Origin of the sequence: Cryobacterium sp. PH29-G1 (assembly GCF_030063365.1) — a bacterium.
Classification (GTDB): domain Bacteria; phylum Actinomycetota; class Actinomycetes; order Actinomycetales; family Microbacteriaceae; genus Cryobacterium.
The window spans coordinates 83,178-108,181 of the sequence record NZ_JASISY010000001.1 but is presented as its reverse complement, the minus strand read 5'-3'; the positions used below and the strand labels follow the sequence as shown (position 1 = coordinate 108,181).

Here is a 25,004-nt window from a genome sequence, read left to right as displayed (position 1 = left end):
CTCACTGTCGCTCTGTATTGATTGCTGGTCATGCGGGATTGATGTCAGACACGCCACAAAGACGACACCAGACACCAAGGATCAATCTTATGGTATGAGATTGCCTTTTGGCAATTCAGCCCTATAATCCTTGAACTCGGCGCACCTCCAGGACCACGTCCGGGTAGAGCGGATGCGCCTGATCAAGCCCGCAGACCTGCTGCACGACGTGCTCCGCGCTCTCCGCCCGCAGCATCCGGTGCAGCTCAACGCTCTGCTCATCGGCCGCGACCGAAAAACGCAGCGCGGCACCGATGGCTTCCAGCAATGCCACGGGTTTCACGCCCGACTCGGCGATCTCCGCTGCCGGGCCGATGAAGCGCTCGTTGCGGCTCAGTTTGCGCAGCGGCTGCCGTCCTACCCGCTCGACGGTGTCGAGCAGGGCGGGGTTGCTGAATCGAACCAGGATCTTCTCCCGGTAGGCGCGCTGGGCATCTTCGTCGAGCCCGTGCTTGTTCACGAGCAGCGCTGACGTTTCTTCGAGCACCCGGCGGGCGGCGGCCACCACCGCGGGCACGTCGAGCGCCTCGGCGATGGTGGTCACTCCGGCTTGGCTGCCGAAATAGGCGATGGTCGCATGCCCGGTATTGACGGTGAACAGCTTGCGCTCGATATAGGGCTCAAGGTTGTCCACAAAGGTCGCGCCGGGAATTTCCGGAATCTCATGGCCGAACGCACCGCGCTCAATGACCCACTCGTAGAATGCCTCCACCGTCACCGTGAGGCCGGCATCCGCTGCCTGATTCGGCACGATCCGGTCGACGGCCGTGTTGGCGAACGCGGCCCGCGCCGAAAGCGCGGGCCAGTCGGCACCGGTCACGTTGCTGTGCACGTGTTCGGCGAGCAGATCAGTGGCATTGATGGCGTTCTCGCACGCCATCACGGCCAGTGGAGACCGCGACGGCGAGCGCCGGGCCAGGCCGGCCGCGATAACCGGGGCCACAAACTTGAGAATGTTCGGTCCGACGGCCGTCGTGACGACGTCGGCGGTTGCGATCTCCTCGATCAGAGCCTCGGTGTCGGTGGCACTGTTGATGGCGCGAAAGCCCTTCACAACGTGCTGTAGGGCTCCCTCCCCCTTCTCGTGCACCTCATAGCTGTCGGCGGCGTGCAGCGCGTCGATGAGGGCGGAATTCACATCGGCGAAGACAACTTCGTACCCGGCCTCATGCAGCAGGAGTCCGACGAAACCGCGTCCGATGTTGCCCGCGCCGAAGTGAATTGCTTTCATTCTGCGTTGACCTCCTCAAGCAGGCGGAAGATGTCTTCAGCCGTGCCGGCATCGATGAGCTTCTGCACCTCGTCTTCGTCGGAAAACACGATGGCGATCTTCGAGAGGATCTCGAGGTGCTCGTTGTTCAGTCCGGCGATCGCCACGGCGAACCGCACCGGCTGGCCGTTCCAGTCGATCGGCTCTTCGTATCGCACGAGCGAGAGCGCCGAGCGCAGGATCGACTCTTTGGCGTCGTTCGTGCCGTGCGGAATAGCCAGCCCGTTGCCCATGTAGGTTGAAACGGATGCTTCCCGTTCGAACATAGACGCCACGTAGTCGTCGTTGACCGCGCCGGAGGTCACGAGCAGTGCACCGGCCTCGCGAATCGCGTCATCGCGGGTGCGGGCGGTTCCGGTCGCGATCACATTTCGCGGTTCGAGAATTTGGCTCATGAAATGACTCCTTCATTTTTCTGGGATTCCAGCAGGCTGACGACTTCGTCGTACTTCGGGCTGTTCATAAAATTATCCACCGACACGTGCTGGGAGTCCGGGGACTTGGCGCGGGCCCGGTCCGTCAGGTCCTGGTGGGTGATCACGAGGTCGGCGCTGCCGTCGAGGTTGGCAATGGACTGGTTGACCACCGTGACCCCCTCGATGCCGGCCTTCTTGATCTTGTTGCGCAGAACGGATGCACCCATCGCGCTGGACCCCATCCCGGCGTCACAGGCGAACACGATGTTGTGCAGCGGACGGGCGGAGCTTGCTGCACCCACACCTGCACCTGTTCCGACACCGGCACCGGCGAGGCCGCCGAGAATGCTGCTGGACTTGCCCTTGTTGGCTTCGGTCCGGGCTACGGCAGCGGCGAGTTCGTCGTCGCCCTCGGCGAGGTCTTCGAGGTCACGCTTGCGGCTGGCCCGCAGAATGACCGCGGCGATGAGGAACGACACGGTCGCGGCACCGATCACGGAGAGGATCACACCGACATAGCTGTCCGACGAGGTCTGAATCAGCACGGCGAAGATGCTGCCCGGTGAGGCGGGGGCGCGCAGTCCGGTCTGGAAGGCGACGTTGATCGCCACACCGGTCATGCCGCCACCGATCGCGGCGAGAATGAGCAACGGCTTCATCAGCACGTAGGGGAAGTAGATCTCGTGGATACCACCGAGGAACTGGATGATGATGGCGCCCGGTGCGCTGGCCTTGGCGAGACCGACTCCGAAGAAGGTGAAGGCCAGCAGGATACCGAGGCCGGGGCCGGGGTTCGCTTCGATCAGGAAGAGCAGGGACTTGCCGGATTCGGCAACCTGCTGCACACCGATCGGGGTGAACACGCCGTGGTTGATGGCGTTGTTCAGGAACAATACCTTGCCGGGCTCAACCAGGATGCTCGCGAGCGGCAGCAGGTTGTTGGCGACGAGCCAGTTGACGCCGGATTCAAGCGCCGAACTGAAACCTGTCACCACCGGAGCGATTCCAAAGAATGCGCCCAGGGCCAGAAGGGCGCCGAGGATTCCGGCCGAGAAGTTGTCGATCAGCATCTCGAAGCCGGGCTTGACCTTGCCGGCCCACAGGCCATCAAGCTTCTTGAGCAGATAGGCGGACAGCGGGCCGACGATCATGGCGCCGATGAACATGGGAATTGAACTACCGACGATGACACCCATCGTGGCGATCGTGGCGATCACGCCGCCTCGAGTGTCGTAGATCATCCGGCCACCGGTATTGGCGATCAGCAAGGGCAGCAGGTACAAGATCATCGGGTCGACCATGGCGGCGACCGTTTCGTTCGGGGTCCATCCGGTGGGGATGAAGAAAGCGGTGATGAGCCCCCACGCGATAAAGGCCGCGATGTTGGGCATGATCATGCCGCTCAGGAATGTTCCAAAGCGCTGCACGTGCACGCGAGTGCCCGGTCGCTTGGTTGGGGCTGACGTCGTCGTCATTTCAGTACCTTTCTAGGGGGTGGTACAAGGGGTTCGGGAAGGGAAAATCAGGTCAGGTATTCGGCGGCCTGGGCAGCGACGGCGCGACGAGCGGATGCCGCGTCTGCTGCCGCGAGCGCCAGCTCAGCGAGGCGCCGGGCCTGTTCCAGGGTGAAGTTGGCCAGGGTGGTGCGCACCTCGGCGAGGGCCGCAGCAGACATCGACAGACTCGTCGCGCCAAGGCCCACGAGCACCACGGCCAGTAATGGGTCGGCCGCAGCCTCGCCGCACACCCCAACGGGTTTACCGAGGGCGCGGCCGGCTGTGCCCACCTCGGCGACCAGGCGTAGCACTGCAGGGTGCCACGGATCTTGAAGTGCTGCGACGCTGCCGAGCATACGGTCGGCAGCCATCGTGTACTGGGTGAGATCGTTGGTACCGATCGAGGCGAAGTCCGCGTGCTGCAGGATGTGGTGGGCGAGCAGCGCCGCGGAGGGTACCTCCACCATGACGCCCGCCGTCTTCAACCCGAGCTCGCGTGACAGCGCCACGAAATACTCGGTCTCCTCAACGGTCGCCACCATCGGCGCCATCACCCACACGTCGGCATCCGTTGCGGCGTCGGCATTGGCGAGGGCGGTGAGCTGCTCGCGCAGGATGTCTTCGGAGGCGCGCAGCGCGCGCAATCCGCGCAGGCCGAGCGCTGGGTTCTCTTCGTGCGTATCGTTCAGGAAGGCCAGCGGCTTGTCGGCACCGGCGTCGAGGGCACGCACCACGACCTTCTTACCGGGAAAAGCGTGCAGCATGCGTTCGTACTGTTCTTGCTGCTCCACAATCGTGGGTGCCAGGGCGGAGTCGAGAAACAAGAACTCCGTGCGAAACAGGCCAACGCCCTCGGCGCCGAGCGCTGCAGCCTTCGCGGCACCGTCGGCCGAACCGAGGTTGGCCAGCAGCGGCATCGGTGTGCCGTCTTTGAGCCGACCCGGTCCGATCGGCGCCTGAGCCAAGGCGGCCCGAGCGGCGATCCGGGCCTGAGCTTCCCCCTTCTGCGCGGTCGTCGGCTTGCGCACGACGACGCCATTCGCAGCGTCGACGATCACCTCGTCACCGTCGCGGAGTCGGGCAGCGTCGGGGGTGCCGACGATCGCCACGATCGACTTCTCGCGCGCCAGAATAGCGGTGTGCGAGGTGGGGCCGCCGTCGCGGGTGATGAGGCCGAGCACCTTGTCGAGGTTCAGCAGTGCGGTATCGGCCGGGGCCAGATCCTGGGCCACGAGAATAAACGGATAGTCCGGATCCGGCACTCCGGGGGCAGGCAGGCCGGACAGCCGTGCGATTACTCGCAGGGACACATCGTCGAGGTCGGCCGCGCGTTCGGCCATGTAGCCGCCCAGATCGGTGAGCATCTCACGGAACCCCGCAAACGCCTCGAAGACCGCGCGTTCGGCGGTCACACCGCGTTGCAACCGTACCGAAACGTCTTCGGACACCGTGGGGTCTTCCGCCATCATCGACTGCGCTTCGAGCACCTCACGAGCTGCTCCCCCGGCCTTCTCGCCGCGGGCGAGCAGATCGGCAGCGACCCAGGTCATCGCCTCGGCGGCCCGAACGCCCTCGGCGTCCACGGCGAGAACACTGGCTGTTTCGGCCGGTTCCGGCAGCGGATCGGGCATCCGAATAACAGGCCCGATGGCTATGCCCTGGCCGATTCCGATGCCGGGCATTTCTTCAGGGCGCTCGCTAGTCTCCGGCAAGCTATTGTGCAGTACCATCACAGCTCCTTCTTGTTCGCGGCGTCCGTCACTGACATGGCGGTCTACTCGTCGTGGTCGGTCAACAGCAGATCAACGAGGGTGTCCAGCACTGTCTCTGCGTTGTCGCCCTCCGTCGCCAGGGTGACTTCATCGCCGTGGTTGATGCCGAGCGAGATGACGCCGAGGATGCTGGCCGCGTTGACGGGCTTCCCGCCGGTCTTGGTGATGGTCACGGGAAGACCCGAGGCGCCAACCGCCTGGCTGAACAGCTTGGCCGGGCGAGCGTGCAGCCCGTGGGTGGAACCGATGGTGACAGTTCGTTCAAGCATGTGCGGAGCCTTTCGTTGTTTTCGTTAGGTCGTTGTCCAGTGCGAGGTCAAGGGCTGCCTCGCCGTCGCGAGCGGTAAAAACAGAAGCGGGAAGGAGCCGGGCACGCACGCCGACGAGGCCAGCCTGGAGCTGGATCGCGTCGAACCGTTCGGCGAGGTGCGGGCCGACGAGGAGCACATCGGTCACCGACAGGGTGTCGACGAGATCGAATTCACTTCCGGCCGTCACTCGAACATCGAGGCCGCGCCCGGCGGCGCTGCGGCGTACGCGCAGGGCGACGAAGGTACTCGACGCACCGGCACCGCAGACAACGTGAATCCTCATTGATTCGCCCTTTCTCGGCTCACTCTAGGCTTCTCCCAGTGTGCCCGCCGGGCGTTTCAACGGCCACCAGACACTTTTCCGCTCCCCCGGAAAAAGCTGTCGCACTCGGGTGCGGGACCGCAAGCCACCCACAAATCTTGACTACGATCATTGGCATGGAAACAGCACGAATTACCGGCGCACGACGTGGCGGCACGTCGAGCCGGCACGGGATGGCTGTAAACCATGAGTAGCAAGCAGACGCGCATGCTCGACTACCTGTTGCGCGCTCCCAGCTGGGTGACGGCCGGCGAGCTCGCCGATATGCTCGGCGTCACGCCACGCAGCGTACGCAGCTATGTCACCAACGTCAAGGCTGCGGCGCATCCGCTGCCGTTGATCGAGTCGGGCCCGGCGGGCTATCGGCTCAACCGTGATGCTTACGCCGCGTTCAGCACGGTGCAGCCGCTGCATCCCGTCGACGCGGATACCCCGCAGAACCGTCTGTACCAGCTCGTTCGGCGCCTCACCGATGGTTCCGGCGGTCTCGACGTGTACGAACTCGCGGCCGATATGTTTGTCAGTGATTCGACGACGGAAGCCGATTTAGGGCGCGTTCGCTCCATGCTGCCCGATTCCGGCCTGTCCCTCTCCCGGCAGGGCAGCGTCGTTTCGCTCGTCGGTTCTGAGACAGACCGGCGGCGACTGCTCAGCCGCATGTTCCGAGACGAGAGCAAGCGCGGGCTGCTGGAATTGGCCGCGATTCAGCGTGAGTTCGCTTCCGAAAGCCTCGAGGCGTTCAAGACCGACCTCATTGCGATGCTCGACGCCCAGGGCTACTTTGTCAACGAATTCGGCACCAACAACGTGCTGTTGCACGTGGCCATTGCTGTCGATCGTGTGGGAAAACGCGCCGCCGCCGACGCGGCGCTCGACTCCCCCGACGCCTCGCCCATCAGCTCGGACATGAACTCAGCGCTGGCAACGCTCATCGCCACCCATTTTTCCGTTGTGCTCGACGCACGCGACATCGCGTACCTCGTGGCCCTGCTCAAGACGCGGGTCGTGACGCCCGGAAACGCCCAGCCGGCGCAGGTGCTGACCACAACCTTCGCCCGCCCCGATGACCTCGCCGTCGTGCGTCAGATCGTCAGTCAGGCCAGCGAGGAGTATCTCGTTGATCTGGCCGACGATGACTTCATCACCCGCCTCACCCTGCACGTGCGCAATCTGATCGACCGTGCGCAGCTGCGCGAGTACTCCCGCAATCCACTCACCCGGTCGATCAAGACGTCGTATCCGATGACCTACGAACTCGCCGTTTTCATCGCGAGCGAGCTGCAACGCCACGAACAAATCGTGGTCAATGACGATGAGATCGCCTACATCGCCATGCATGTGGGGTCGCTCCTGGAGCAGCAAGCCCAGGCCGTGGAGCGGGTCACCTGCGTGATCGTGTGCCCGAATTACTACACTATGCACCTGCAGCTGCGGGAGCGCATTGAGCGCGTACTCGGCGACGACCTCACCGTGGTGGCGCAGATCACCCGCAGCGACGTGCACTGGGATGAGCTCAGCGCCGATCTCGTGCTCACGACCATTGACCCGCCGATGCCGGCCGATGGTGTCATCGTCATTCAGCCCTTCCTGACCGAGGGCGACATTGATCGCATCCGGCAGGCCGCCATCCGGGTTCGACGGCTCCGTCGCCGCGCCCAAATCAAAGACGACCTGCTGCAGTTCTTCGATGAGTCGCTGTTTCTGCGCAACTTCTACGTCACCGACGAAGAGACCATGATTCGTGAGCTGGGCGAACGGATGGTGCGGCACGGCGTCATCGACCAGGCCCACGTTGACGGAGTGCTGGAACGCGAACGGATGTCGTCGACCGCCTTCACCGACAACCTCGCGGTGCCCCACGCCATGGCGATGACCGCGCTGCGCACGACCATCGCCATTGTGGTGAACGATTCCCCAATGGACTGGGGCGACAGCCGGGTCACGGTGGTGGCGCTCATCGCGTTCAGCGCCGCAGGCCGTTCGTCGTTTCAGTCCGTCTTCGACCAGTTCGTCGAGGTATTCATCGAACGCACCGATGTCCAACAGCTGATCAGGCGCTCCGTCGACTTCCGCTCGTTCATCGACGGCCTCGTTCAGCTGATGGACAAATAGCGTCGCCTGGCCCGCTACGGGATGGGAACGGGAACGATGCCGAACTGTGCCAGGCCGGCCGCTCCGCCGTCTTCGGCGGTGAGTACCCAGATGCCGTCCTTGTGCACGGCGATGCTGTGTTCCCAGTGCGCGGCGGCTTTGCCGTCGCTGGTTGCGACGGTCCAGTCGTCGTCGCGGGTGTAGGTGTCGATTGATCCGAGTACCACCATCGGCTCAATGGCGACGACGAGGCCCGGCTTCACGTCGGGGCCCTTCTGGCGCACCCGATAGTTGAACACCGGCGGAGCCTCGTGCATGGAACGACCGATCCCGTGGCCGACATAATCGGTGAGAATCCCGTAGGTGCCCTGCGACTCCACATAGTCCTCGATGGCCTCGCCGACCTCATTGAGGTGCCGCGCCGTGTTGAGACGCGCGATACCGTGCCACAGCGACTGCTCGGTCACGTCGGAGAGTTTCTGACGTTCGGCCACTACCTCGGGTCGCGAAGCGTCGGGCAGCACGAAGCTGAACGCGGCATCGCCGTTCCAGCCTTCGATGATCGCCCCGCTGTCGATCGAGACGATATCTCCGGCGCCGAGGCGACGACCGGAAGGGATGCCGTGCACGACGTCGTCGTTCACGGACGCACACACGGTGTGGTGGTACCCGTCTTCAAGCTTGAAGTTGGGCTTGCCGCCGAGTGCCACGATCGCAGCCTCCGCGGCAGCGTCGAGATCGAGGGTCGTAGCGCCGATCACCATGGCGACGCGAGCCGCCTTGAGCGATGCAGCGGTGGCCAGACCGGGTGCCACCATGAGGCGCAACTGGGCCGGATTCTTGTAGATGGAACGTCGAAGACTCACGGATTTCCTACAAACTAGCTCCGAACAGGGGAGCGATATTTTACGTACGTGGTTTTTGGGGAGCCGGGCACACCAATGGGCCGGGCCTTGAGAGGCCCGGCCCATTGGTCGTGCCCGGTGGTGCTTGGCCGATCAGTTCGATCAATTCAGAGAGCGGATGTTCCGGCGCGCAGGCCACGGTCGGTCAGCGCGGCGAGAATACGGTCGGTGACAACTTCAACGGCACCGAGGCCGTCGATTGTCACGACCAAGCCCCGTGCGCTGTACACGTCGATGAGCGGTGCGGTCTGTTCGGCATAGACGTCGAGACGGTGTCGGATGACCTCGGCCGTGTCATCAGCTCGGCCCTGCTCGGCGGCCCGCTTCAGCAACCGGGCGACAACCTCGTCGGTGTCGGCGGTGATCAGCACGACGACGTCGAGCTGGGTTCCTTCGGCGATCAGCAGACGGTCCAATTCAGCAACCTGATCCGTGGTGCGCGGGTAGCCATCGAGCAGAAAGCCGTTCGCGGCATCCGCTTCTTTCAAACGGTCCGCAACAATCGCGTTGGTGAGGGTGTCCGGCACGTAGGCGCCGGCATCCATGAACGACTTGACCTCGAGCCCCAATGGGGTGTTGTTGGTCACGTTGTAGCGAAAGATGTCGCCGGTGGAGATGGCCGGAACGTTGAACGCCAGCGCCAGGCGCTCGGCCTGGGTGCCTTTGCCCGCGCCGGGCGGGCCGATCAGAAGTAAGCGCGTCATTTAAGAAGCCCCTCGTAGTGTCGCTGTTGCAATTGCGAGTCGATCTGCTTGACCGTCTCGAGCCCCACGCCGACGACGATGAGAATACTCGCACCGCCGAAGGGGAAGTTCTGGTCGGCACCGATGAACGAGAAGGCGATGAGCGGGATCAGCGCGATCAGGCCCAGGTAGATCGAGCCGGGGAGAGTGATGCGGGTCAGCACGAAGTCGAGGTACTCGGCGGTCGGACGACCGGCACGGATGCCGGGAATGAACCCGCCGTACTTCTTCATGTTGTCGGCAACTTCTTCGGGGTTGAACGTGATGGCCACGTAGAAGTAGGTGAAACCGATGATCAGCAGGAAGTACATCGCCATGTACAGCGGCTGGTCGCCGCCGGTGAGGTTATTGGAGATCCAGACGACCCAGGCCGGGGCTTCCTGCCCGGCGGCCGGCTGGTTGAACTGGGCCAGCAGGGCCGGCAGGTACAGCAGCGAGGAGGCGAAGATCACGGGGATCACGCCGGCCATGTTGACCTTGATCGGGATGTAGGTGTTGTTGCCACCGTAGGTGCGGCGCCCAACCATACGTTTGGCGTACTGCACCGGAATTCTTCGTTGCGATTGCTCCACGAAGACCACGCCGGCGACCACCAATATCCCGACGATCAGCACGATCACGAGGGTGTCGAAGCCCTGCTGCTGGCCGATTGCGCTCAGCGAGCCCGGGAACAAGGCGGCAATGGAGACGAAGATCATGAGCGACATGCCGTTGCCGACACCGCGCTCGGTGACGAGCTCACCCATCCACATGATGACGCCGGTACCGGCGGTCATGGTGATGACCATGAGCATGATGGCGTACCAGGCATCGTTGGTGATCAGCTGCGTGCACTCGGTGCTCGCCGACGTGCCGAACAGCGCGCCGCTGCGGGCCACCGTGATGAGCGTGGTGGACTGCAGAATGCCCAGCGCGATGGTGAGGTACCGCGTGTACTGGGTCAGTGTGCTCTGACCGGACGCACCCTCCTTATAGAGGGTGTCGAAGTGAGGGATGACCACGCGCAGCAACTGCACGATGATCGATGCCGTGATGTACGGCATGATGCCGAGGGCGAACACGCTCAGCTGGAGCAGGGCGCCACCACTGAAGAGGTTCACGAGCTCGTAGAGGCCGCTCGTGCCCTGGTTGGCTGCCAGACACAGCTGCACGTTGCCGAAGTCCACGAACGGGGCAGGAATGAACGAGCCCAACCGGAACAGAGCAATGATGCCCAGGGTGAAACCGATCTTCTTCCGAAGGTCGGGTGTGCGGAAGATCCGCGCAATGGCGCTAAACAAAAAGGCCTCCAGATATTTACGCAGATCGACATGGGCAGATCGAGTCGAAATGATCAGCTTAAAGCGATCGAGCTTGTCGAATCACACCAAACGATTTACTCGATTGACGGATTCGACAAGCTCGATTGAGCGTCTACGGACTTACTTTACAGATCCACCCGCGGCGACAATTTTCTGCTCAGCTGAGGCAGAGACCTTGTCGACCGTCACGTTCAGCTTAACGGTAATGTCACCGGTTCCAAGAACCTTGACTTTTTCGTTGTCGCGAACGGCACCCTTGGCGATCAGGCTGGCGATGGTGACATCGCCGCCGTTCGGGTACAGCAGCTCGAGCTTCTCCAGGTTTACAACCTGGTACTCGACGCGGAACGGGTTCTTGAATCCACGCAGTTTCGGGGTGCGCATGTGCAGAGGCATCTGCCCACCCTCGAAGCCGACGCGCACGGTGTAGCGTGCCTTCGTGCCCTTGGTGCCTCGACCCGCGGTCTTACCCTTGGATCCTTCACCACGGCCAACGCGCTGGCGGGCCTTCTTCGCTCCGGGAGCCGGGCGAAGGTGGTGTACCTTCAGCACGTGCTCGCGGGGCTCGGTCGGCTCAGCAACGACAGCGGCCTTTTTGGGGGCAGCGGCCTTCTTCGGTGCTGCAGCCTTTTTGGGGGCGGCAGCCTTTTTCGTGGCGGGCTTGTCCGCTACCTGGGTAGCTTCCTTCTCGTCAGCCATTAGTCAATCTCCTCGACCTTTACGAGGTGAGCGACGGTGTTGACGTAGCCACGGTTCTGCGAGTTGTCCTCGCGGATCGTGACGGCGCCAATGCGTCGCAGACCCAGGCTGCGAAGAGTGTCGCGCTGGTTCTGCTTCTCACTAATTTTGGACTTGATCTGTGTGATCTTCAGCTGGGCCATCAGGCACCTGCCTTCGCGGTTGCGGCTGCTGCGGCTGCAGCAGCATCGGCACGAAGAAAACGTGCCGGAGCAACGTCTTCATAGGCCAGGCCGCGGCGAGCCGCAACTGCACGCGGCTCTTCGAGCTGGTGCAGTGCCTCGACCGTGGCGTGCACGATGTTGATGGTGTTCGACGAACCGAGCGACTTGCTCAGAACGTCGTGGATGCCAGCGCATTCGAGTACGGCGCGCACCGGGCCACCGGCGATAACGCCGGTACCAGCTGCTGCCGGACGAAGCAGAACGACGCCGGCTGCGGCCTCACCCTGCACGGGGTGCGGGATGGTCAGGCCAACGCGAGGAACGCGGAAGAAGTTCTTCTTCGCTTCTTCAACGCCCTTGGAGATAGCGGTCGGGACCTCGCGGGCCTTACCGTATCCAACGCCGACCAGGCCGTTACCGTCGCCGACGACGACGAGAGCGGTGAAGCTGAAGCGACGACCACCCTTGACGACCTTCGACACGCGGTTGATGGTGACGACGCGCTCCAGGAACTGGCTCTTGTCGGCATCGCGGCTTCCGCGATCCTTGTTCGGGTTGCGCTCACGTCCACCACGACGAGCCTCGCGAGGCTCGTTCTGCGGCGGAGCAGTGGAAGCAGCGGTTTCAACCGGCGCTTCGGCAACGGCAGCAACAGGTGCTGTGGTTTCGATCTTTTCAGTGCTCACAGGTTCAATCCACCCTCTCGAGCTCCCTCGGCGATGGCTGCGACGCGTCCTGCGTACTTGCTGCCACCACGGTCAAATACAACGGCTTCGATGCCGGCGGCTTTCGCACGCTCAGCAACAAGCTCACCGACCTTGCGGGCCTTGGCGGTCTTGTCACCATCGAAGGTGCGCAAGTCCGTTTCGAGCGTGGATGCCGACGCAAGGGTGAAACCCTTGCTGTCGTCGACGACCTGCACGAATACGTGGCGAGCGGAGCGGGTGACGACCAAGCGCGGGCGAAGCGCCGTTCCCTCGATCTTCTTGCGAAGACGAGTGTGTCGACGTCCGCGGGCTGCGGCCTTGCTCTTGCCTCTAGTTCCGAGTCCCATGGTTACTTACCGCTCTTTCCGGCCTTGCGGCGAACAATCTCGCCGGCGTAACGCACGCCCTTGCCCTTGTACGGCTCTGGCTTGCGAATCTTACGGATGTTGGCGGCAACCTCGCCGACGGCCTGCTTGTCGATTCCGCTGACCGTGAGCTTGTTGACGCTCTCAACGGTCAAAACGATTCCAACGGGCGGCTCGACGACGACCGGGTGCGAGAAGCCGAGGGCGAACTCAACGGAGGTGCCCTTCTGCGCCGCGCGGTAACCGGTACCGACGATTTCAAGACCCTTGGAGTAACCAACGGTTACGCCGATGATCTGGTTGTTGATCAGGGTGCGGGTCAGACCGTGAAGCGAACGCGACTCGCGCTCGTCGTTCGGACGGGTGACGAGAACGTGACCGTCCTCGATCGACACCGAGATGGGCTTGGAAACGACGAGCGCGAGCTCGCCCTTCGGGCCCTTGACGGAGACGGCCTGGCCGTCAGCCACAACCGTGACCCCAGCGGGGATCGGGATGGGGAGTCTTCCAATACGTGACATTCTCAGTTACCACACGTAGGCGAGAACTTCTCCGCCTACGCCCTTCTTCTCAGCCTGGCGGTCGGTGAGCAGACCGCTGGAGGTGGACAGGATGGCAACGCCGAGGCCACCGAGAACCGTGGGGATCTCCGTCGACTTTGCGTACACGCGCAGGCCGGGCTTGGAAACCCGCTTGATGCCGACGATGGAACGCTCACGGTTCGGACCGAACTTGAGGTCCAGCGTGAGGGTCTTGCCTACTGTTGCATCCTTGACGGTCCAGGCAGAGATGTAACCCTGTGCCTTGAGGATGTCAGCGATGTGCGCTTTCAATTTGCTATGCGGCATCGACACTGTGTCGTGGTACGCCGAGTTCGCGTTGCGCAGTCTGGTCAGCATGTCTGCGACCGGATCTGTCATTGTCATATTGTGGTGCCTTTCTCGCCTGGTTTCGCTCATCCGTTACGCGAATGACGACCTGTGGTGGTGAGGAAACCGATCGGTTGATCGGCTTCCGGGGTGAAAAACTATGTGCGCCCGGTGTTGCGTGCTCGGGCGAAGTCAACCGGAGTTGGGAGCTTGCAGGGCGCAAGCTCCCAACTCTAGTTGAAATTGTTCCTGCGTAGTGAGGAAGTGCTACTTAGCGTCGTCCGACTTGAACGGGAAGCCGAGCGCCTTGAGCAGCGCGCGACCTTCGTCGTTGGACTTCGCGGTCGTAACAACCGTGATGTCCATACCGCGGATGCGGTCGATGCGGTCCTGGTCGATCTCGTGGAACATGACCTGCTCGGTCAGGCCGAAGGTGTAGTTGCCCGCACCATCGAACTGCTTGTCGGACAGGCCGCGGAAGTCACGGATACGAGGCAGGGCCAGGCTGAGCAGCCGGTCCAGGAACTCCCACATGCGGTCGCCACGAAGTGTGACGTGGGCGCCGATGGGCTGTCCCTCACGCAGTTTGAACTGCGCGATGGACTTGCGGGCCTTGGTGACCTGCGGCTTCTGGCCGGTGATCTTGGTGAGATCAGAAACCGCACCGTCCATCACCTTGCCGTCGCGTGCTGCTTCTCCGACACCCATGTTGACGACAATCTTCGTCAGGGTGGGGATGCGGTGCACGTTGGTGAAGCCGAGTTCCTCGGAGAGCTTGGCACTGATCTCATCGCGGTACTTCTGCTTCAGACGCGGCAGGGCCTTGACAGGCTCAGTGCCCGTAATGGTGTCAGTCATTAGAGGTCCTTCCCTGACTTCTTGGCGTAACGAATGCGGACCGTCTTGGTGACGCCGTCCTTCGTTACCTCTTCCTGGCGGAAGCCGACGCGAGTCGGCTTCTTGGTCTCCGGGTCAACGATCGCAACGTTGGACACGTGGATGGGAGCTTCGAAGGTCTCGATGCCACCCGTCTTGGTGCCGCGCTGGGTCTGACCGACACGAACGTGCTTGGTCACGAAGTTGATGCCCTCGACGAGGACACGGTTCTTCTCGACGTTGACGGAGATGATCTTGCCCTGCTTGCCACGGTCTCCGCCGCGAGCCTGGCTGCGGCCGCTGATGACCTGTACGAGGTCACCCTTCTTGATTCTGGCCATGATTAAATAACCTCCGGTGCCAGCGAGATGATCTTCATGAACTTCTTGTCGCGAAGTTCGCGACCGACCGGTCCGAAGATTCGGGTGCCGCGGGGGTCACCGTCTGCCTTCAAGATCACTGCAGCGTTCTCATCGAACTTGATGTACGAACCGTCTGAACGACGGGTCTCTTTCTTGGTACGAACGATGACAGCTTTGACGATGTCACCCTTCTTGACGTTTCCGCCGGGGATGGCGTCCTTGACCGTGGCGACAATGACATCGCCCAGTCCGGCGTAACGGCGGCCGGAGCCACCGAGAACGCGGATGGTCAAGAGTTCCTTGGCACCGCTGTTGTCAGCGACCCGGACTCGTGATTCTTGCTGAAGCACTTTATAACTCCCTTATGTCAAGTAAGCGCGAGGCTTACTTGGCCTTCTCAAGGATCTCGACCAGGCGCCAGCGCTTGGAAGCGCTGAGCGGACGGGTCTCACTGATCAGGACCAGGTCGCCGATGCCGGCGGAGTTCGCCTCGTCGTGCGCCTTCAGCTTGGATGTACGGCGGATGACCTTGCCGTACAACGGGTGCTTCACGCGGTCTTCAACCACGACAATGATGGTTTTGTCCATCTTGTCGCTGGTCACGTAACCACGCAGCGTCTTGCGGTATCCGCGTACGAGCTCGGTAGCTTCGCCTGCGACGACCGTTTCGTCAGTCTTCGCCATGACTAGGCCTCCTTCGTCTCGACGGTCTCAGCGGCAGCGTCGTCGGTGGACTCCACTGCGGCTTTGGCCTTCTTGGTCTTCTTTTCGGCCTTCTCAGCCTTGGCCGGAGCCGGGGCTGCGACCGGAGTGGCACGAATGCCCAGCTCGCGCTCACGGAGAACCGTGTAGATGCGAGCAATGTCGCGCTTGACCGCGCGGAGGCGGCCGTGGCTCTCGAGCTGACCGGTGGCCGACTGGAAGCGCAGGTTGAACAGCTCTTCCTTGGCCTTCTTCAGCTCTTCGAACAGCTTCTCATTGTCAAAAGTATCGAGCTCGACTGGGGCGAGCTCCTTGGTTCCGATCGCCATTATGCGTCGCCCTCCTCGCGCTTGATGATGCGTGCCTTGAGGGGCAGCTTGTGAATTGCGCGGGTCAGCGCCTCTTTCGCAACGGCGTCGGTGACACCGCTGAGCTCGAAGAGAACGCGACCCGGCTTGACGTTGGCTACCCACCACTCGACCGAACCCTTACCGGAACCCATGCGGGTTTCAGCAGGCTTCTTGGTCAGCGGGCGGTCGGGGTAGATGTTGATCCACACCTTTCCGCCACGCTTGATGTGACGCGTCATGGCGATACGAGCGGACTCGATCTGACGGTTGGTCACATATGCGGGGGTCATCGCCTGGATGCCGTACTCGCCGAACGACACCGTGGTGCCACCGGTAGCGTGACCGGTGCGACCCGGGTGGTGCTGCTTACGGTGCTTGACTCTACGTGGAATCAACATTATTTAGCCTCCGCGACTGCTGCGACCGGAGCCGCTGCCGGAGCATCTGCACGAGGTGCACGGCGCGGTCGATCGTCACGACGCTCGGGGCGGGACGACTTAGCGTTGGCCTGCTCGCGAGCGAGTTCCTTGTTGGTGATGTCACCCTTGTAGATCCAGACCTTCACGCCGATGCGGCCGAAGGTGGTCTTGGCTTCGTAGAAGCCATAGTCGATGTTCGCGCGAAGCGTGTGCAGAGGCACCCGGCCTTCGCGGTAGAACTCGCTGCGGCTCATCTCGGCGCCGCCCAGACGACCGGACACCTGGATGCGAACACCCTTGGCGCCGGCGCGCTGTGCACCCTGCAGGCCCTTACGCATTGCGCGGCGGAAAGCCACACGTGCGGAAAGCTGCTCGGCGATGCCCTGCGCGACAAGCTGTGCATCCTGCTCGGGGTTCTTGACCTCGAGGATGTTCAGCTGAATCTGCTTGGCGGTGAGCTTCTCAAGGTCAGAGCGGATGCGCTCGGCCTCCGCGCCGCGGCGACCAATCACAATGCCCGGACGGGCGGTGTGGATGTCAACGCGAACACGGTCACGAGTGCGCTCGATCTCGATGCGGCTGACGCCGGCACGGTCAAGGCTGGTGCTCAGCAGGCGACGGATCTTGACGTCTTCTGCAACAAAGTCAGCGTAACGCTGACCCGGCTTGGTCGAGTCAGAGAACCAACGCGATACGTGATCGGTGGTGATTCCCAGACGGAAGCCATAGGGATTTACTTTCTGACCCATTACTTCGTACCCTCCTCAGGAGTGGTGAGCACAACCGTGATGTGGCTGGTGCGCTTCTTGATTTCGAATGCGCGACCCTGGGCACGAGCCTGGAAACGCTTGAGGGTCGTACCCTCGTCAACGAATGCCCGGCTGATGAACAGGTCCTGCTCGTCCAGATACGCATTGGCGGCATCTGCCTTGACCCGGGCGTTGGCGATGGCCGAGGCCACCAGCTTGTACACCGGATCGCTTGCGCCCTGGGGCGCGAACTTCAGAATTCCCAGCGCTTCGTGCGCCTGCTTGCCGCGGATCATGTTGACAACGCGACGAGCCTTCTGGGGGGTAACGCGGATGTGACGCACGCGTGCGATCGACTCCACCATTTCTTCTCCTCCTTCACGTCCCCGCGTTAGCGGCGACGGCCCTTCTTGTCGTCCTTCACGTGTCCACGGAAGGTGCGGGTGGGCGCAAACTCGCCGAGCTTGTGCCCGACCATGCTCTCGGTGACGAACACCGGGATGTGCTTGCGTCCGTCGTGCACTGCGATGGTGTGTCCGAGCATGTCGGGGATGATCATCGAGCGGCGCGACCAGGTCTTGATTACGTTCTTGCTCTTGGCTTCGTTCGCCGTGAACACCTTGCGAAGCAGGTGGTCGTCAACGAAAGGGCCTTTCTTAAGACTTCTTGGCATCGTCTACTCCTACTTACGCTTCTTGCCGACGGTGCGGCGACGAACAATGAGCTTGTCGCTTTCCTTATTCGGGTGGCGGGTGCGCCCTTCCTTCTGGCCCCAGGGGCTGACGGGGTGACGTCCACCGGACGTCTTACCCTCACCACCACCGTGCGGGTGATCGACCGGGTTCATGGCAACACCACGAACGGTCGGGCGAACGCCTTTCCAGCGCATACGTCCGGCCTTGCCCCAGTTGATGTTCGACTGTTCGGCGTTGCCGACCTCGCCGATCGTGGCGCGGCAGCGAGCATCCACGTTGCGGATTTCGCCGGACGGCAGACGAAGCTGGGCGTAGACGCCCTCCTTCGCAACCAGACGAACCGACGAACCGGCGGAGCGAGCCATCTTGGCGCCACCACCCGGACGCAGCTCGATCGCGTGAATGATCGTACCGGTGGGGATGTTCTTCAGCGGCAGGTTGTTGCCGGGCTTGATGTCAGCCCCGGCTCCCGACTCGATGATGTCGCCCTGTGCCAGCTTGTTCGGCGCGATGATGTAACGCTTCGTGCCGTCAATGAAGTGCAGGAGCGCGATGCGCGCCGTGCGGTTGGGGTCGTATTCAATTTCAGCGACGCGGGCGTTGACGCCGTCCTTGTCGTTGCGCTTGAAGTCGATCACGCGGTACTGGCGCTTGTGGCCACCACCGATGTGACGGGTCGTGATGCGGCCCTGGTTGTTACGTCCACCGGTCTTGTGGAGCGGGCGCAGAAGCGACTTTTCCGGGGTGGAACGCGTGATTTCCGCGAAGTCGGCAACGGATGATCCGCGTCGACCCGGGGTCGTGGGCTTGTACTTACGAATAGCCATTAGTTATCCCTCTGCCTGTCGCTTAGCCGACGGCCGTGAAGATGTCGATGGAGCCAGACTTGAGCGTGACAATGGCACGCTTGGTGTCCTTGCGCTTACCCATGCCGAACTTGGTGCGGCGCGTCTTGCCCACACGGTTCAGGGTGTTGATCGAAGCGACCTCCACCTTGAAGATCGATTCGATCGCGCGCTTGATCTCCGTCTTGTTCGAACGGGGGTCAACGATGAAGGTGTACTTACCCTCGTCAATCAGGCCGTAGCTCTTCTCAGAGACAACCGGAGAGATGATGATGTCGCGGGGATCCTTGTTGGTCGCGATAGTCATTATGCGGCCACCTCTTCCTTCTTGGTCTTGCTCTCCACGAACGCGTTGAACGCGCCGGTGGTGAACACGATGTCATCGCTGACGAGCACGTCGTAGGCGTTGAGCTGATCCCACGAGAGGATGTGCACCGTCGGGATGTTGCGAATGCTGCGCAACGTCGTCTCGTCGGTGCGCTCGAGGACAACCAGCACGTGCTTGCTCGTGGCGATCTGCGTGAGCAGCTCCAGAGCAACCTTCGTGTTGGGGGTCTCAGCCGTGAACAGTGCCTCAACGATGTGCAGGCGGCCACCGCGGGCGCGGTCGCTCAGTGCACCCTTGAGGGCTGCGGCAATCATCTTTTTCGGGGTGCGCTGGTCGTAGCTGCGCGGGGTCGGTCCGTGGACGATTCCACCACCGGTCATCTGAGGAGCACGGATCGAGCCCTGACGAGCGCGACCGGTGCCTTTCTGCTTGAACGGCTTGCGGCCGGCACCGGAAACTTCTCCACGGCGCTTGACCTTGCTCGTTCCCTGGCGTGCGGCAGCGAGCTGCGCAACAACGACCTGGTGGATGAGAGGAATGTTGGCGGGAACGTCGAAGAGCTCGTCGGGAAGCTCAGCAGAGCCTGCCTTCTTGCCCTTGGCGTCAATGATGTCGAGTGCTGTAGCCATGGTGACTAGGCTCCCTTCACTGCGTTGCGAACGAATACGAGGCGGCCACGAGCACCGGGAACGGCACCCTTGACGAGCATGAGGCCCTTGTCGGCGTCAATAGCGTGCACCTTGAGGTTCAGCACGGTAACGCGCTCGCCACCCATACGACCGGCCATGCGCATGCCCTTGAAGACACGGCTCGGGGTCGAGGAAGCACCGATGGAACCGGGCTTGCGGTGGTTACGGTGTGAACCGTGAGAGGAGGAAACACCCTTGAAGTTGTGACGCTTCATAACACCGGCGAAACCCTTGCCCTTGCTGGTGCCCATGACATCAACCTTGGTGCCGGCAACGAAGACACCGTCAACGGTGAGTTCCTGGCCCATGTTGTAGTCAGCGGCATCCGCAGTGCGGAGCTCGGTGATGTGGCGACGCGGCGTGACGCCGGCCTTGTCGAAGTGGCCGGCAAGGGGCTTGTTGACCTTGCGCGGGTCGATGGGGCCAGCGGCGATCTGAACGCCGTTGTAGCCGTCGACGGCCTTGGTGCGAATCTGCGTGACAACGTTCGGCGCGATTTCGATGACGGTAACGGGAACAAGCTTGTTGTTCTCGTCCCACACCTGGGTCATGCCGAGCTTCTTGCCAAGGAGACCCTTGGTGGTCTTGGTATCTGAGTAAGACATCGCGGGCCCTAGAGCTTGATCTCGATGTTGACGTCGGCCGGAAGGTCGAGGCGCATAAGCGAGTCAACAGCCTTCGGAGTCGGGTCAATGATGTCGATCAGACGCTTGTGGGTGCGCATTTCAAAGTGCTCCCGGCTGTCCTTGTACTTGTGAGGAGAACGGATGACACACACCACGTTCTTCTCGGTCGGAAGCGGCACCGGGCCGACGACTGTAGCGCCCGCACGGGTCACTGTGTCGACGATCTTGCGCGCCGAAATGTCGATGACCTCGTGGTCATACGACTTAAGTCGAATGCGGATCTTCTGTCCCGCCATGTCGAACTCTCTCTCTGTCGAGGCGTCTTACAGTCAACGGCAGGAGTTGCCGAGGTTGCATTGGACGCCGTAGTAGCACTGCTGCCATTAGCACCACTGTTCATATGTCAATTTCGAATCACGCCGAATAAACGACGCTCATCGTCAACGTCGACTCCCAGAAGCAGAACCCGGGGGACGGCACGGTTTTACCCACGCCGACCAGATCGTTGATTTATGCTGCGCTCTGCTCCCCGCGGCCTAGCCTGCAATCCGGCTTCTTACGAAGCGTTAGACGCGACTATGCACTGCCTGGCAGTGATTCCGAGCGTGCACTGAGCGCACGCCGAAAGTGTTGAACTAGAAGAGTCTGCCACAGAGTTGCCCTTCCATGCAACCCGGGCGTGTCGCAATCGGCGTGTCGGGTGGCGGAAAGGCATCCGCGCGCAGCGTTGCGCGGGAATTCGGTTTAGCCCGGCGCGATTCCGGCTGCCACTCTGGCACTTTGGTCTGGACAGCTCGCGGCAGCAGATTCGCTCAAGACTCGTTGCGCCATGACCTGGCGGGACTGCTCGGAGAGCCCCGTCGTGGGGTAGTCGGCGAGCACGGTGCTGATGATCTCGGAAATTGACAGTGTGGCGTACTTCTGGAGATTCTCGCACACCAGCGCGCTATAGGCGGTCACCGTGCTGTCCACGGTGCTGTCGAGAAGTTGCTGCTCGGTCTGCGCCGTGGAAACGGGTGTCGCGGCTGGTGTCGGAGTGGGCATAACGGTCGCCGAGGGCGGGACGCTCGGTACCACCTGTGTGGTCGCGCTACGGACGGCGGAGCCGGACCCGACCAGACGCGGCACGACGATGACGGCGAGGATGCCGACCACAGCGACCGCAATCACCATCAGTATGCGTCTTTCCAGTTTCGATATCTGCATGGGCAGACCCTAACCGGATATTCCTGAATTTGCCCGGACCGGCGCGCATTGTCATCCGCTCAAAATGTAGCCGGCGGGGTACAGAAAAGGGGCCGGGCCCGAAGGCCCGACCCCTTGTCAGAGATCGAAGTAGAAGAAGACTACTTGATGATCTTGGTCACCGTGCCGGCGCCGACGGTGCGGCCACCTTCACGGATAGCGAAGCCGAGGCCCTCTTCCATGGCGATCGGCTGAATCAGCGCGACGGTCATGTCGGTGGTGTCGCCAGGCATGACCATCTCGGTGCCCTCAGGCAGCGAGATGACGCCGGTGACGTCCGTGGTGCGGAAGTAGAACTGCGGGCGGTAGTTCGCGTAGAACGGGTTGTGACGGCCACCCTCGTTCTTGCTGAGGATGTACGCGGTGCCCTCGAAGTCGGTGTGCGGTGTAACCGAACCCGGCTTGACGACGACCTGGCCGCGCTCAACGTCTTCGCGCTTGGTGCCACGAAGAAGAAGTCCACAGTTCTCGCCGGCCCAAGCCTCGTCGAGCTGCTTGTGGAACATCTCAATACCGGTAACCGTGGTCTTCTGCGTCGGGCGGATGCCGACGATCTCGACCTCAGAGTTGATCTTGAGGGTTCCACGCTCGGCGCGGCCCGTAACAACGGTGCCACGGCCGGTGATCGTGAAGACGTCCTCGACCGGCATCAAGAACGGCTTGTCCTTGTCGCGGACGGGGTCCGGAATGAAGTCGTCAACAGCCTTCATGAGCTCAAGGATGTTGCCGGTCCACTTCGCGTCGCCCTCAAGCGCCTTGAGTGCAGAAACCTGGATAACGGGGGCGTTGTCGCCATCGAAACCCTGGCTGGAGAGAAGTTCACGAACTTCGAGCTCAACGAGCTCCATGATCTCTTCGTCATCAACCATGTCGGCCTTGTTCAGCGCGACGAGCAGGGTCGGAACGCCGACCTGCTTGGCGAGAAGAACGTGCTCACGGGTCTGAGCCATCGGGCCGTCAGTAGCGGCAACCACGAGGATTGCGCCGTCCATCTGAGCAGCACCGGTGATCATGTTCTTGATGTAGTCAGCGTGGCCCGGAGCATCGACGTGCGCATAGTGACGCTTGTCGGTCTCGTACTCAACATGCGAGATGTTGATCGTGATGCCGCGCTGGCGTTCTTCGGGAGCCGAGTCAATCGACGCGAAGTCGCGCTGAACGTTGATCTTGGACGGGAACGTATCGGCAAGGACCTTGGAGATCGCTGCAGTCAGCGTGGTCTTTCCGTGGTCAACGTGACCGATTGTTCCGATGTTTACGTGCGGCTTTGTCCGCTCGAACTTGGCCTTGGCCACTGTGGGTCCTCCTCAGGACTCGCGTGCAAATTCACGGCCGCCGTTATGAGCGGCCGGTATGCGCTGGATGGGTCTACTTATGTTACTCGGGCCGGGTGGCCTAAGCGATTTAGGCCCGAAGGCCACCTTAGGCGCTATTCGCCCTTGTTCTTGTTGATGATCTCGTCGGCAACTGCCTTCGGGACCTCCGCATAGCTCTCGAAGGTCATCGAATATACCGCACGGCCGCTGGTCTTAGACCGCAGGTCACCGATGTATCCGAACATCTCCGACAGTGGTACGTGGGCGCGAATTACCTTCACGCCCTGCGCATCCTCCATGGTCTGGATCTGCCCGCGACGCGAGTTGAGGTCTCCGATTACGTCACCCATGTATTCCTCAGGGGTACGAACTTCGACCGCCATCAGCGGCTCAAGCAGAACGGGGTTCGCCTTACGAACGGCTTCCTTGAAGCCCATCGATCCGGCAATCTTGAAGGCCATCTCCGAGGAGTCAACGTCGTGCGCAGCACCGTCAAGCAGGCTGGCTCGAACGCCCACCATCGGGTAGCCGGCCAGGATGCCTACGCGGAGCGCATCCTGAATTCCAGCATCCACCGAGGGGATGTACTCACGCGGGATACGGCCACCAGTGACCTTGTTGAGGAACTCATACGACTTTTCAGCAGTGATTTCCATCGGCTCGATCGCGATCTGAATCTTCGCGAACTGGCCGGATCCACCGGTCTGCTTCTTGTGCGTGTAGTCGTGACGCTCGACGGCCTTACGGATCGTCTCGCGGTACGCCACCTGGGGCTTGCCGACGTTTGCCTCAACGTTGAATTCACGCTTCATGCGGTCGACGAGGATGTCCAGGTGAAGTTCACCCATTCCCTTGATTACCGTCTGGCCAGTTTCCTGGTTCTGCTCGGTACGGAACGTGGGGTCTTCTTCGGCGAGCTTCTGAATGGCAAGGCCCAGCTTTTCCTGGTCTTGCTTGGTCTTGGGCTCGATGGCGACCTCGATAACCGGGTCAGGGAACGTCATGGACTCGAGTACGACCTGGTTGTTCGGGTCGCACAGGGTGTCGCCCGTGGTGGTGTCCTTGAGGCCGATGACCGCGTAGATGTGACCGGCGGTCACGAAGCCCACCGGGTTCTCCTTGTTGGCGTGCATCTGGAAGATCTTGCCGATGCGCTCCTTCTTGCCCTTGGTCGAGTTGATGACCTGGGCTCCGGAGTCAAGACGGCCCGAGTAGACGCGTACGTAGGTGAGGCGACCGAAGAACGGGTGCACTGCAACCTTGAACGCGAGCGCCGTGAACGGCTCCTCGGCGTCGGGGTGACGCATGATGATCTTCTCTTCGTCGCGCGGGTCGTGCGCCTCAATGGCAGGCACGTCGAGCGGCGTCGGAAGATAATCGATGACGGCGTCAAGCATCGGCTGAACGCCACGGTTCTTGAAGGCAGAACCGCACAGAACCGGGTAGATCTCACTGTTGATGGTGAGCTTGCGGATGGCGCCCTTGATCTCGGCTACCGTCAGCTCTTCGCCGGCGAAGTAACGCTCCATGAGGTCGTCGTCGGTTTCGGCAACGGTCTCGAGCAGGAGCTTGCGGTACTCAGCAGCCTTCTCGACGAGGTCCGCGGGGATTTCTTCGATGGCGTACTTCGAGCCCATCTCAACGTCACCCTTGGAGTCGCCACGCCAGGTCAGTGCACGCATCTGAACGAGGTCGACAACACCCTCGAATTCAGACTCTGCACCGATCGGCAGCTGGATAACCAGCGGCTTGGCGCCGAGGCGCTTGATGATGGTGTCGACCGTGAAGTAGAAGTCGGCTCCGAGCTTGTCCATCTTGTTGACGAAGCAAATGCGGGGCACGTCGTACTTGTCGGCCTGACGCCACACGGTTTCAGACTGGGGCTCAACGCCCTCCTTGCCGTCGAACACGGCAACAGCACCGTCGAGGACGCGGAGCGAACGCTCCACCTCCACGGTGAAGTCCACGTGTCCGGGGGTGTCGATGATGTTGATCTGGTTGTCGCCCCAGAAACAAGTCGTCGCAGCGGAGGTGATCGTGATGCCACGTTCCTGCTCCTGTGCCATCCAGTCCATCGTCGAGGCGCCGTCGTGGGTCTCGCCGATCTTGTGGTTGACACCCGTGTAGAACAGGATGCGCTCAGTGGTGGTGGTCTTGCCAGCATCAATGTGAGCCATGATGCCGATATTGCGGACCTTACTCAGGTCGGTGAGCACGTCAAGTGCCACAGGGGTCCTCCGGAAGGGTAGGGGTGGATCAAACAGAACGAGGCCAGCGTTGATCGAGCTTGTCA

At 62.0% G+C, this 25,004-nt stretch carries 33 protein-coding genes; 1 reads left to right on the top strand and 32 read right to left on the bottom strand.

Annotated elements, in window-relative coordinates:
- Positions 1 to 121 precede the first annotated feature (121 nt).
- Genes QMK22_RS00510 through QMK22_RS00485 form a run of 6 tightly spaced genes read right to left on the bottom strand, consistent with a single transcriptional unit; the run spans position 122 to position 5,587 of the window.
- Positions 122 to 1,270 (bottom strand): mannitol-1-phosphate 5-dehydrogenase, encoded by a 1,149-nt coding sequence (locus QMK22_RS00510; RefSeq protein WP_283495673.1) that lies wholly within the window; start codon positions 1,268 to 1,270, stop codon positions 122 to 124.
- On the bottom strand, positions 1,267 to 1,704 hold the full coding sequence (locus QMK22_RS00505) for a PTS mannitol transporter subunit IIA (protein ID WP_283495672.1): 438 nt from the start codon (positions 1,702 to 1,704) through the stop codon (positions 1,267 to 1,269). The genes QMK22_RS00510 and QMK22_RS00505 overlap by 4 nt, the downstream gene beginning before the upstream one ends.
- Positions 1,701 to 3,200, bottom strand: coding sequence for a PTS mannitol transporter subunit IIBC (locus QMK22_RS00500; RefSeq protein ID WP_283495671.1), 1,500 nt, complete (start codon positions 3,198 to 3,200; stop codon positions 1,701 to 1,703). Before QMK22_RS00500 ends, QMK22_RS00505 begins: the two co-directional genes overlap by 4 nt.
- 47 nt (positions 3,201 to 3,247) lie before the next feature.
- Complete coding sequence (ptsP, locus tag QMK22_RS00495) at positions 3,248 to 4,951, bottom strand: phosphoenolpyruvate--protein phosphotransferase (RefSeq protein WP_283495670.1); 1,704 nt, start codon at positions 4,949 to 4,951, stop codon at positions 3,248 to 3,250.
- A gap of 44 nt (positions 4,952 to 4,995) precedes the next feature.
- On the bottom strand, positions 4,996 to 5,262 hold the full coding sequence (locus QMK22_RS00490) for an HPr family phosphocarrier protein (RefSeq protein WP_283495669.1): 267 nt from the start codon (positions 5,260 to 5,262) through the stop codon (positions 4,996 to 4,998).
- Positions 5,255 to 5,587: a PTS sugar transporter subunit IIB gene (locus QMK22_RS00485; RefSeq protein ID WP_283495668.1), complete on the bottom strand. Its 333-nt coding sequence runs from the start codon at positions 5,585 to 5,587 to the stop codon at positions 5,255 to 5,257. Before QMK22_RS00485 ends, QMK22_RS00490 begins: the two co-directional genes overlap by 8 nt.
- 225 nt (positions 5,588 to 5,812) lie before the next feature.
- Here QMK22_RS00485 and QMK22_RS00480 point away from each other — a divergent pair, with 225 nt between their 5' ends.
- Positions 5,813 to 7,738 carry a BglG family transcription antiterminator gene (locus tag QMK22_RS00480; RefSeq protein ID WP_283495667.1) on the top strand — a complete coding sequence of 642 codons (1,926 nt, stop codon included), beginning with the start codon at positions 5,813 to 5,815 and terminating at the stop codon, positions 7,736 to 7,738.
- 14 nt (positions 7,739 to 7,752) lie between these two features.
- Here the strand turns inward: QMK22_RS00480 and map are convergent, their stop codons facing one another.
- The 26 genes from map to fusA all read right to left on the bottom strand — a co-directional run bounded on the left by map (position 7,753) and on the right by fusA (position 24,939).
- Positions 7,753 to 8,535, bottom strand: coding sequence for a type I methionyl aminopeptidase (gene map, locus QMK22_RS00475; protein ID WP_502856863.1), 783 nt, complete (start codon positions 8,533 to 8,535; stop codon positions 7,753 to 7,755).
- 194 nt (positions 8,536 to 8,729) lie between these two features.
- Positions 8,730 to 9,326, bottom strand: coding sequence for an adenylate kinase (locus QMK22_RS00470; protein WP_283495665.1), 597 nt, complete (start codon positions 9,324 to 9,326; stop codon positions 8,730 to 8,732).
- On the bottom strand, positions 9,323 to 10,645 hold the full coding sequence (gene secY / locus QMK22_RS00465; protein ID WP_283495664.1) for a preprotein translocase subunit SecY: 1,323 nt from the start codon (positions 10,643 to 10,645) through the stop codon (positions 9,323 to 9,325). The genes QMK22_RS00470 and secY overlap by 4 nt, the downstream gene beginning before the upstream one ends.
- 141 nt (positions 10,646 to 10,786) lie before the next feature.
- Entirely contained in the window at positions 10,787 to 11,365 is a 579-nt protein-coding gene (rplO, locus tag QMK22_RS00460) for a 50S ribosomal protein L15 (RefSeq protein WP_283495663.1), read from the bottom strand.
- Positions 11,365 to 11,547 (bottom strand): 50S ribosomal protein L30, encoded by a 183-nt coding sequence (rpmD, locus tag QMK22_RS00455; RefSeq protein WP_066597599.1) that lies wholly within the window; start codon positions 11,545 to 11,547, stop codon positions 11,365 to 11,367. Before rpmD ends, rplO begins: the two co-directional genes overlap by 1 nt.
- The gene (gene rpsE, locus QMK22_RS00450; RefSeq protein ID WP_502856788.1) at positions 11,547 to 12,254 is read right to left on the bottom strand and encodes a 30S ribosomal protein S5; all 708 of its coding nucleotides are present in this window, start codon (positions 12,252 to 12,254) and stop codon (positions 11,547 to 11,549) included. Before rpsE ends, rpmD begins: the two co-directional genes overlap by 1 nt.
- Complete coding sequence (gene rplR / locus QMK22_RS00445) at positions 12,251 to 12,622, bottom strand: 50S ribosomal protein L18 (RefSeq protein WP_092107252.1); 372 nt, start codon at positions 12,620 to 12,622, stop codon at positions 12,251 to 12,253. The genes rpsE and rplR overlap by 4 nt, the downstream gene beginning before the upstream one ends.
- Before the next feature lie 2 nt (positions 12,623 to 12,624).
- The gene (gene rplF, locus QMK22_RS00440) at positions 12,625 to 13,161 is read right to left on the bottom strand and encodes a 50S ribosomal protein L6 (protein WP_283495662.1); all 537 of its coding nucleotides are present in this window, start codon (positions 13,159 to 13,161) and stop codon (positions 12,625 to 12,627) included.
- A 6-nt stretch (positions 13,162 to 13,167) separates the two neighbouring features.
- Complete coding sequence (gene rpsH, locus QMK22_RS00435) at positions 13,168 to 13,566, bottom strand: 30S ribosomal protein S8 (RefSeq protein WP_092107248.1); 399 nt, start codon at positions 13,564 to 13,566, stop codon at positions 13,168 to 13,170.
- A 210-nt stretch (positions 13,567 to 13,776) separates the two neighbouring features.
- A complete protein-coding gene (rplE, locus tag QMK22_RS00430) occupies positions 13,777 to 14,367 on the bottom strand; it encodes a 50S ribosomal protein L5 (protein WP_283495661.1) in 591 nt (196 codons plus the stop codon).
- Positions 14,367 to 14,726 carry a 50S ribosomal protein L24 gene (gene rplX / locus QMK22_RS00425; RefSeq protein WP_283495660.1) on the bottom strand — a complete coding sequence of 120 codons (360 nt, stop codon included), beginning with the start codon at positions 14,724 to 14,726 and terminating at the stop codon, positions 14,367 to 14,369. Before rplX ends, rplE begins: the two co-directional genes overlap by 1 nt.
- 2 nt (positions 14,727 to 14,728) lie before the next feature.
- Positions 14,729 to 15,097, bottom strand: a complete 369-nt coding sequence (gene rplN / locus QMK22_RS00420) for a 50S ribosomal protein L14 (RefSeq protein WP_035880831.1) — start codon at positions 15,095 to 15,097, stop codon at positions 14,729 to 14,731.
- A 34-nt stretch (positions 15,098 to 15,131) separates the two neighbouring features.
- A complete protein-coding gene (rpsQ, locus tag QMK22_RS00415; RefSeq protein ID WP_283449404.1) occupies positions 15,132 to 15,431 on the bottom strand; it encodes a 30S ribosomal protein S17 in 300 nt (99 codons plus the stop codon).
- Positions 15,432 to 15,433: 2 nt separating this feature from the next.
- A complete protein-coding gene (gene rpmC / locus QMK22_RS00410) occupies positions 15,434 to 15,778 on the bottom strand; it encodes a 50S ribosomal protein L29 (protein WP_134502419.1) in 345 nt (114 codons plus the stop codon).
- Entirely contained in the window at positions 15,778 to 16,197 is a 420-nt protein-coding gene (rplP, locus tag QMK22_RS00405; protein ID WP_283449400.1) for a 50S ribosomal protein L16, read from the bottom strand. The genes rpmC and rplP overlap by 1 nt, the downstream gene beginning before the upstream one ends.
- Positions 16,197 to 16,967 carry a 30S ribosomal protein S3 gene (gene rpsC / locus QMK22_RS00400; protein WP_104127853.1) on the bottom strand — a complete coding sequence of 257 codons (771 nt, stop codon included), beginning with the start codon at positions 16,965 to 16,967 and terminating at the stop codon, positions 16,197 to 16,199. Before rpsC ends, rplP begins: the two co-directional genes overlap by 1 nt.
- Entirely contained in the window at positions 16,967 to 17,332 is a 366-nt protein-coding gene (gene rplV / locus QMK22_RS00395; protein ID WP_283495659.1) for a 50S ribosomal protein L22, read from the bottom strand. Before rplV ends, rpsC begins: the two co-directional genes overlap by 1 nt.
- Before the next feature lie 26 nt (positions 17,333 to 17,358).
- On the bottom strand, positions 17,359 to 17,640 hold the full coding sequence (gene rpsS, locus QMK22_RS00390; protein WP_104127852.1) for a 30S ribosomal protein S19: 282 nt from the start codon (positions 17,638 to 17,640) through the stop codon (positions 17,359 to 17,361).
- Positions 17,641 to 17,649: 9 nt separating this feature from the next.
- Positions 17,650 to 18,489, bottom strand: coding sequence for a 50S ribosomal protein L2 (rplB, locus tag QMK22_RS00385; RefSeq protein WP_092107235.1), 840 nt, complete (start codon positions 18,487 to 18,489; stop codon positions 17,650 to 17,652).
- Positions 18,490 to 18,511: 22 nt separating this feature from the next.
- Complete coding sequence (gene rplW, locus QMK22_RS00380; RefSeq protein ID WP_283495658.1) at positions 18,512 to 18,814, bottom strand: 50S ribosomal protein L23; 303 nt, start codon at positions 18,812 to 18,814, stop codon at positions 18,512 to 18,514.
- The gene (gene rplD, locus QMK22_RS00375; RefSeq protein WP_092107231.1) at positions 18,814 to 19,464 is read right to left on the bottom strand and encodes a 50S ribosomal protein L4; all 651 of its coding nucleotides are present in this window, start codon (positions 19,462 to 19,464) and stop codon (positions 18,814 to 18,816) included. Before rplD ends, rplW begins: the two co-directional genes overlap by 1 nt.
- A 5-nt stretch (positions 19,465 to 19,469) precedes the next feature.
- Positions 19,470 to 20,129 (bottom strand): 50S ribosomal protein L3, encoded by a 660-nt coding sequence (gene rplC / locus QMK22_RS00370; protein WP_283495657.1) that lies wholly within the window; start codon positions 20,127 to 20,129, stop codon positions 19,470 to 19,472.
- An 8-nt stretch (positions 20,130 to 20,137) separates the two neighbouring features.
- On the bottom strand, positions 20,138 to 20,446 hold the full coding sequence (gene rpsJ / locus QMK22_RS00365; RefSeq protein ID WP_035834607.1) for a 30S ribosomal protein S10: 309 nt from the start codon (positions 20,444 to 20,446) through the stop codon (positions 20,138 to 20,140).
- Positions 20,447 to 20,894: 448 nt separating this feature from the next.
- Positions 20,895 to 21,356 carry a hypothetical protein gene (locus QMK22_RS00360; protein WP_283495656.1) on the bottom strand — a complete coding sequence of 154 codons (462 nt, stop codon included), beginning with the start codon at positions 21,354 to 21,356 and terminating at the stop codon, positions 20,895 to 20,897.
- A 140-nt stretch (positions 21,357 to 21,496) separates the two neighbouring features.
- A complete protein-coding gene (gene tuf / locus QMK22_RS00355; protein ID WP_283495655.1) occupies positions 21,497 to 22,690 on the bottom strand; it encodes an elongation factor Tu in 1,194 nt (397 codons plus the stop codon).
- A gap of 134 nt (positions 22,691 to 22,824) precedes the next feature.
- Positions 22,825 to 24,939 carry an elongation factor G gene (gene fusA / locus QMK22_RS00350; protein WP_283495654.1) on the bottom strand — a complete coding sequence of 705 codons (2,115 nt, stop codon included), beginning with the start codon at positions 24,937 to 24,939 and terminating at the stop codon, positions 22,825 to 22,827.
- Positions 24,940 to 25,004: the final 65 nt, after the last annotated feature.